Annotated in this window: 2 protein-coding genes; both read right to left on the bottom strand. The window is 51.7% G+C overall.

What is annotated here, in order from left to right:
• On the bottom strand, positions 1-7,000 hold a 7,000-nt coding region (locus KZZ10_RS10635), incomplete at its 3' end, for a non-ribosomal peptide synthetase (protein ID WP_259661513.1).
• A gap of 3 nt (positions 7,001-7,003) precedes the next feature.
• Positions 7,004-7,442, bottom strand: a 439-nt coding sequence (locus KZZ10_RS10630; protein ID WP_259661512.1) for a phosphopantetheine-binding protein, incomplete at its 5' end; no start/stop codon positions are given.

Raw genomic sequence — 7,442 nt, 5'->3', positions numbered from 1 at the left:
ATAAGTCAAAGGGCTTTGCTGTCTCGAGCCTAATCAGTTCGCTTAACTGTCGCTCACGCTCTAGCCTTGAGTCGATACCACTCAGATCCGTCACCGTAATCAGCGTCTGCGCATCAGGCGCTGGCAGCAAGACGCCCTGCGTATCACCAAAATTGTCTTCAACAATCACGGTACGCAAAGGCTCGTGACGCGCGATGATCGCAGCGAGCGTCTTTCCAAGAGCGTTTATGTTGAGTCGGCCTTCCAAGCGGAGCGCCATGGGAATGTTGTAAACCGGAGACGGACCTTCAAGACGGTCCAGCGTCCAAAGACGTTGCTGACCATAGGACAACAGTAGTTTTCCATCCTCGCGCCTACCTGCTCCACCGACCAGGACTGGCCCCTGATCCGCCTCAAGCGTGTCGAGCTGCACAGCAAGTGCCTCGGGGGTTGGATGTGCAAACAAGGATCGCAACGGCAAATCACAACCTGTCTCATGTCGCACCCGAGCAATCAAACGCATTGCTAAAAGTGAATGCCCACCAATTTCAAAAAAATTATCATCGAGTCCGACAGCGTCTGTATTCGTCAGCTCAGCAAACAGCCGACAAATCACCGCTTGGGTACCCGTTATCGGCGCACGATATGCATGTCCGCTGCTAAGCAATTCAGGCTTAGGCAATGCCCGATGGTCCAACTTACCGTTCGGAGTGAGGGGTAAGCTCTCAAGCGAAACATATCCCGCGGGAAGCATGTAGTCAGGTAATCTGGACTCAATCGTTGAGCGCAAAACTGCAGACGAAGGCACGGTCGCGTTTTTTTGTGGAACGAGATAAGCAATGAGCCGGTGCTCGTCCATATACGGAAGTGCAATAACAGTCGCCTGAGAGAGCACCTCTGAGAAGGCGTCGAGCAACGCGGCTTCGATCTCACCGAGCTCGATTCGATACCCACGAATCTTCACTTGATCATCGACACGTCCGATAAACTCAATCGATCCATCTGCCCGACGCCGCGCCAGATCTCCCGTACGGTACATTCGCGCGCCTGGCGCCCCAAAAGGGCATGCCACAAACCGCTCTGCCGTCATGCCTGCCCGACCAAGATAGCCTCGTGCCAGGCCAATCCCAGCAATGTACAGCTCGCCTGTCACACCTCGGGGAACCAACTCAAGACTAGGATCCAACAAGTAAGTTTGTGCGTTAGCCAAAGGAAAACCAATCGGTACGAGCGGATCAGCACCTTTCTTGTAGCGCTTACCATCCAGCGGAACACTCATCGTTGCACAAACAGTTGCCTCGGTCGGACCGTAGGCATTGATCATGACCCGATCGGTCGCAAATCTTGCAACAATGCTTGGTGGACACTGATCTCCACCGACAACGATGCACCGAACCGTAGGAAGCTTTGACTGTATCGGAATCAACTGCAGGACGTTCGGCACGCACATGAAATGCGTAATCTTTCGTCGATCACACAACTGCGCAAAATCAACGCCAACAAGTGCTGATTCGGCCACACTGAGTAGCTCAATTGAAGCGCCAGACACTAAAGCCATGCCGATTTCAGCAGACGCTACGTCAAATGCAGGACGCGCAACTTGCAGACATCGATCACCGAGGCGGATATCAAGTTGTCGCTGATGCTCAAGCACCATCTGAGCTTGCGAACGTCGAGAAACGCCAACACCTTTGGGTCTACCGGTCGAACCTGACGTATAAATCAAGTAAGCAAGATGTTCGGGAGAAACGGAATAATCTGTTTGCGCATCCGTGAGACGGGCCGTTGACGATCGTTCAATTGCTGCCAGGTGCTGCGCACTATCTAAATAGACGATCGCATCTGGAATTACGTTTTCATCATCAGCAACGAGCTCTAATCCTTGAGCGCGCGCCTCTTTAATGCCTTTTGTGAGACTGTCGTGCCCGAGCCGTGTAGTGACCAGTATATCTGCGTGACTGTCACTAAGCATGAACTCCAATCGTACAGATGGATAGTCTGGGTCAAGAGGAAGATAGGCCGCACCAGCTTTTAATGTAGCGAGGATTGCCACCACCATCTCTGGCGTTCGGTCCAACAAAATGGCTACTACTTGGTCAGGCCCTGCACCGAGTGATAACAAGTAATGTGCGAACTGGTTCGATCGAGTATCCAACTCGGCGTACGTCAATCGTGTTGATTCATACGCGACCGCCACTGCATCAGGATGTGCACAAGCCATTCGCTCAAACAACGCCGGCAGAGATGCGGGTTGCTCTGCTAGCGAAACAGAGGGCCCTTGCGATAGCGCAATTTGACTCGTGACACCTTGAGCATTCAATAGCGGCAATTCATAGACCAACTGGTCAGGCGAATCACATAAGCTCGACAGCAATGTACTGAAGGATTGCGCCCAGCTTCCAACGACACCCGCGTCAAACAGATCTGCGTCATACTCGAATCCACCCACACACGGCCCGTCTTCGGCTGGAGCCAGGAAAAGCGTGATATCAAATTTCGCGTTCGGTGGGGCGACTGTTTCAAAATTACACTTCAATCCAGAAAGTTCAAGCTCGACTGACGTCTTTGGTTGGAGCGCGAACATTGCCTGAAACACCGGAGTGTGTGAAAGTGATCGCGCAACGCCCAAACTCTCGACGAGCCGGTCAAAGGGCAGATCCTGATCGATAAGCGCCTCTTCTACACTTACACGAGTTCGTGCAACCAACTCTTTCGTTGTACAGTTTCCAGCAAGAGAAACGGGCAGCGCAAGTGTGTTTACTAGAAAACCAACGAGGCCCTCGGTCTCTACGCGATTCCTACCTGCAACCGGCGAGCCGATGACGACCTCCTGTTGTCCAGCTAGCCTAGCTAAGAAGGTAGCGTAGGCGCTCAGCATCACAACAAAGAGAGTCGTACCTTCCTGACGCGCAACAAACTCAAGAGCCTGGACAACCGACTCGGGAATTGAAATTGGTGCGTAACCCGCTCGTCTGGCTCTGCTTGGATCACGAGGATGATCGACAGGCAATGTCAAGCTTTCAGGAGCGTTTGCAAGGCGCATTTTTGCCCTTGCAATTTTTGAATCAAGATCATGCGATAGACTGGCCTGCTGCCATGCAGCCCAGTCACTATATTGAATCGGTAAAGGATCCCATTCGGGAGCGAGGCCGGTTGTTAAAAAGCTGTCGTATGCCTGCGCGAGTTCGCGAATCAATACAAGGGCAGAGGCTCCATCACCCGCTTGGTGATGCAACGTCATTGTAAGAATGACCTCTGTAGCGGTGAGCTCAGTTATATGCGCTCGCAGCGACAACTCACAACTCAAATCGAAGGGTATCGAGGTTTGCTCAAGCAGTGCCTGACGCGTAATAATATTCTTCTCTTCTTCCGATGCGTCCGCTTCGAACTCTACGCGAGAATAGGTCAGAAAGTTTTTTGATGAAGGAATTTCAATCAAAGACCCGACTGGCATACCATCTGAACCAGGGATCATGCGCGTGCGCAGCGGTTCGTGGCGAGCAACAAGTGCCACCAGAGCCTGCTCCAACGCAGCTCGATTAAGATCGCCCGACATGCGTATCGCAATCGGCATGTTGTAAGTCGCCGATTCGCCTTCAATTTGATCCAATGTCCACAGTCGACGCTGACCAAACGACAATACAAGCTCACCATTATCTTTATGACCCGCACCAGGCAAGAGAGCAGGCCCTTCATCCAAACCAAGCAGATCAATTTGTGGCGCAAGCGTACCGGGCGTCGAGTAGGCAAATAACGTCCGAAGTGAGACGTTACGATCTAGATCTCTTCTCAGACGGGCAATCAAGCGCATCGCAAGCAACGAATGCCCACCTATTGCGAAAAAACTGTCATCAAGTCCAACCCTGTCTGATCCAGTTAGCTCTCCAAACAAGTCGCAAAGCAAGATCTCTGTTGACGTTTTTGGTACGCGATACTGACTGAGGCTCGCCTGGACATCGGGCTCAGGCAAGGCTCGGTAGTCTAGCTTTCCATTATTCGTTAAGGGCAAAGAACTAAGTGCCACACACACGCTGGGAAACATGTACTCAGGCAGTATCTTTGCGAGCCCCGCCCGGATTTGCGAAAAATCTGGAACAGACCTGCCAAGATGTGGAACAAGATAAGCAATTAGATTTGGCTCACCAGCGATGTTTTTAACTGCGACTACGGCCTGCGCAAGATCGCTCGAAAATGCATTGAGCAGCGCAGCTTCTACCTCTCCGGTTTCGACACGATATCCACGAATTTTGACCTGGGTATCGCCTCGACCGATAAACTCAATTAAATTATCTTTTGTACGCCTAGCCAAATCACCCGTGCGGTACATCCGACGACCAGACTTACCGAATGGGCATGCCAGAAAACGCTCCGCTGTCATCCCTGGGCGATTCACGTATCCACGTGCCAGTCCTTCTCCGGCGATGTATAACTCCCCAACAACTCCAGGGAACACTGGCTCTAAGTGAGAATCTAAAATGAAGGCCTGTGCATTTGCAACAGCCTGTCCGATCGAGACTCGCGTTCCATCATCCCTATCTGTACTCACACGTGTCCACGTTGCACACACAGTTGCCTCGGTAGGACCATAGCCATTCACGACGACAGGTTGCTTCGCCTGTCGAATAAAATGAGACAACTGATCGTGTCGTATAGACTCAACGCCCGTTAACATTTGCTCAAGCGGTAGCTGAAGCTTGGCATCTTTCAATAGGTCCGAGACCACTGGTATAACGCCTGCTGGCAAATAGATTGAATCAATGCGCTGTGCGACCAACTCCCGCACGAGTGCGTCTAGATCAGCCAAGCCCGGCAGCCCTAGCACCAGGGTACTGCCTGTTAGAAGTCTATTGAAAATATCCCAGACGGCGACATCGAAAGCGGGCGACGCGATCATCGCCCCACGCAATGGCTGCGTACGACCAGACACCGCTTCAAATGCAACCACAAAGTTCGCGACGTTAGCGTGTGCAACGCCCACAGCCTTCGGCTTGCCAGTACTGCCCGAGGTATAAATCAAATAAGCGAGATTAGCTGGGTGCAAACGATATATTGAAGTGTCTGTAGTCAATGACGCTCGATCACAACTGCGTAAGCGATCTAAGACTACGCTTGTGTCTAAGCAAACAAATCGAGGCAAAACATCGAACGAGTCAATCTCATGTGATCGCTCCTCATCTTGTTGACGCGAGTCTAACGCCGTACGAAGCGCCTGCTCATACTTTTTAGTCGATAACACAAGTTTTGCACCGCTGTCTGAAAGCATAAATGCTAGACGCGATGGCGGGTACTGGACATCGAGCGGCAGATAGGCTGCCCCTGCCTTCAAGACAGCAAAGATGGAAACGATTAAATCTACAGTAGGCTCAAAGAACAGTGCAACAATCTGATCCGAATTGATACCTTCTTGGAGCAAGAGCCTAGCCAGCTGATTTGAACGCTCATCCAACTCAGCATAAGTCATCGTTTCGCCCGCAACCTCAAGAGCGACTGCACCTGGCGACAACCGCACCTGCTCAGCAAAGAGCGCAGGGATCGTGCGCTGTAGTCTTGCGTCGATAAGCTCTACGCCAGCGGACGCAACAAGCAATTCTTTGCGCCTGACCGAATTGAATACCGGAATAGCATCGACTAGATCACCATCTGAATGACTCATCGCCTGCGCAATCGCACTGAAAATCTGCGCCCAGTCGCTTACGCTAGCAACGTCAAACAAGTCGGAGTCAAAATCAAATGCACCGACAAGTCCGCCGCCTTGATTCTTCGCTAACATCAACATCAAATCGAACTTTGCCCGAGGTAAGCGAACGGACTCAAAGCTGCAAGTTAGGTCAGCGAGTTGAGGCGCCTCTGCATCTTGCCCTTCAAAGGCCAACATCGTCTGAAATATTGGTGTTTGAGTCAACGAGCGTGCGCCACCAACGTGCTCGACCAATCTATCGAAGGGTAGATCTTGATCAGCCAAAGCGCCTTCAACACTGTTACGGGCGTTGACAACCAATTCCTCAACCGTGCATCCTAGTGGCGTTGAAATCGGCATGACAACTGTATTGACCAAGAACCCAACCAGGTTTTCAGTTTCCGTTTGGCTTCTTCCAGCGACCGGAGCACCAACGACTAAATTACGTTGCCCGGTGATACGTGAAAGCGTCGCGGCATACACTGCCAACACAACCGTAAATAGGGTCGTGGCATGTTGCCGTGCCAAAGTCTCTAAACCTTTTACGACAGTGGCGGGTATAGAAAGTCTTACTTCCCCTGAGCTTCGTAAACGATTCGGATTTCGAGAAAAATCTAGGGGAAGATTGAGTGTCTCTGTGTAATCTGCGAGACGGTGTTTAGCGCGCTCTAATTTCGCATCGATGTGTTCGGAAAGCGTGCTCTCTTGCCAAGCAGCCCAGTCACTATAGAACACGGGAAGTTCAGGCCATTCGGGCGCCTGATTGCTTAATCTCGCGGCATACGCCTCAGTCAACTCACGGAACAAAATCCCCATCGACGCGCCATCACCTGCATGGTGGTGGAGCGTCAAACAAAAGATGGCCTCCTCTTCTGAGATTTTGATGTGCAGCGCACGCAAGGGAATGTCGCGAGCAAGATCAAAGGGCCGCGCAACATCAAGGCACAAAATTTCATTTGCTTTTCGATTACGCTCGTCTAGTGACTCCTGTTGATCCAACTCTAGATGACGAATCACCACAACATCAGCAGGCAAATCTACAACGTAACCTCGCGGCTCGCCTTCACCATCTTCAGCAATAACCGTTCGCAAGGGCTCGTGCCGCTCTAGTACATCAAGCAGCGCCAGATTCAGAGCCGAGAGATGGACAAGGCCCTTTAGTCGAAGCGCGGCTGGAATGTTGTACGTTGCTGAGGGTCCATCGAGAGCATCGAGCGTCCAAAGCCCGCGCTGCCCGAAGGACAGCACGACTTCATTATCTTCGCTATAAACAGGCACAATCGATCTGGCCGACAAGATCAAATCGATTGCTGTACTGCTATCCATATTTTTGAAACGCTTCATATTTTAGCTATCTGTCTTATTACGCTTGCGTCGACCAGCACCTGCAATGATTGATGGTGCTGGAGTCGCTTTAACTTGATTGAGGTGCGGTGCAAGTGCCTCGGGCGTTGGATGCAAAAACAAGTCTCGCAACACAAGCTCCAAACCATGCATTTGACGTAATTGGGAAATAAGGCGTATTGCTAATAACGAATGACCACCGATGGCAAAGAAGTTATCGTCCAGACCCACTTGGGTGTTGTTGGTCACCTCGGCAAACAACGCACACAACACCTTCTCGGTCTCGGTGCGTGGCGCGCGATGCTCGGTTGTGCTGCTCGCCGCGCTGGGCTCGGGCAGACGACGACGATCGAGCTTGCCGTTTGGTGTCAGCGGCAAACTCTCCATCGTCACAAACGCCTGCGGCACCATAAACTCGGGCAGCGTCTCGAGCAACTTCGCG

The organism is Zwartia hollandica (genome assembly GCF_019923725.1).
Classification (GTDB): domain Bacteria; phylum Pseudomonadota; class Gammaproteobacteria; order Burkholderiales; family Burkholderiaceae_B; genus Zwartia; species Zwartia hollandica.
The sequence above is the reverse complement of the archived record's forward strand: the minus strand, read 5'-3'. Positions and strand labels throughout refer to the sequence as shown.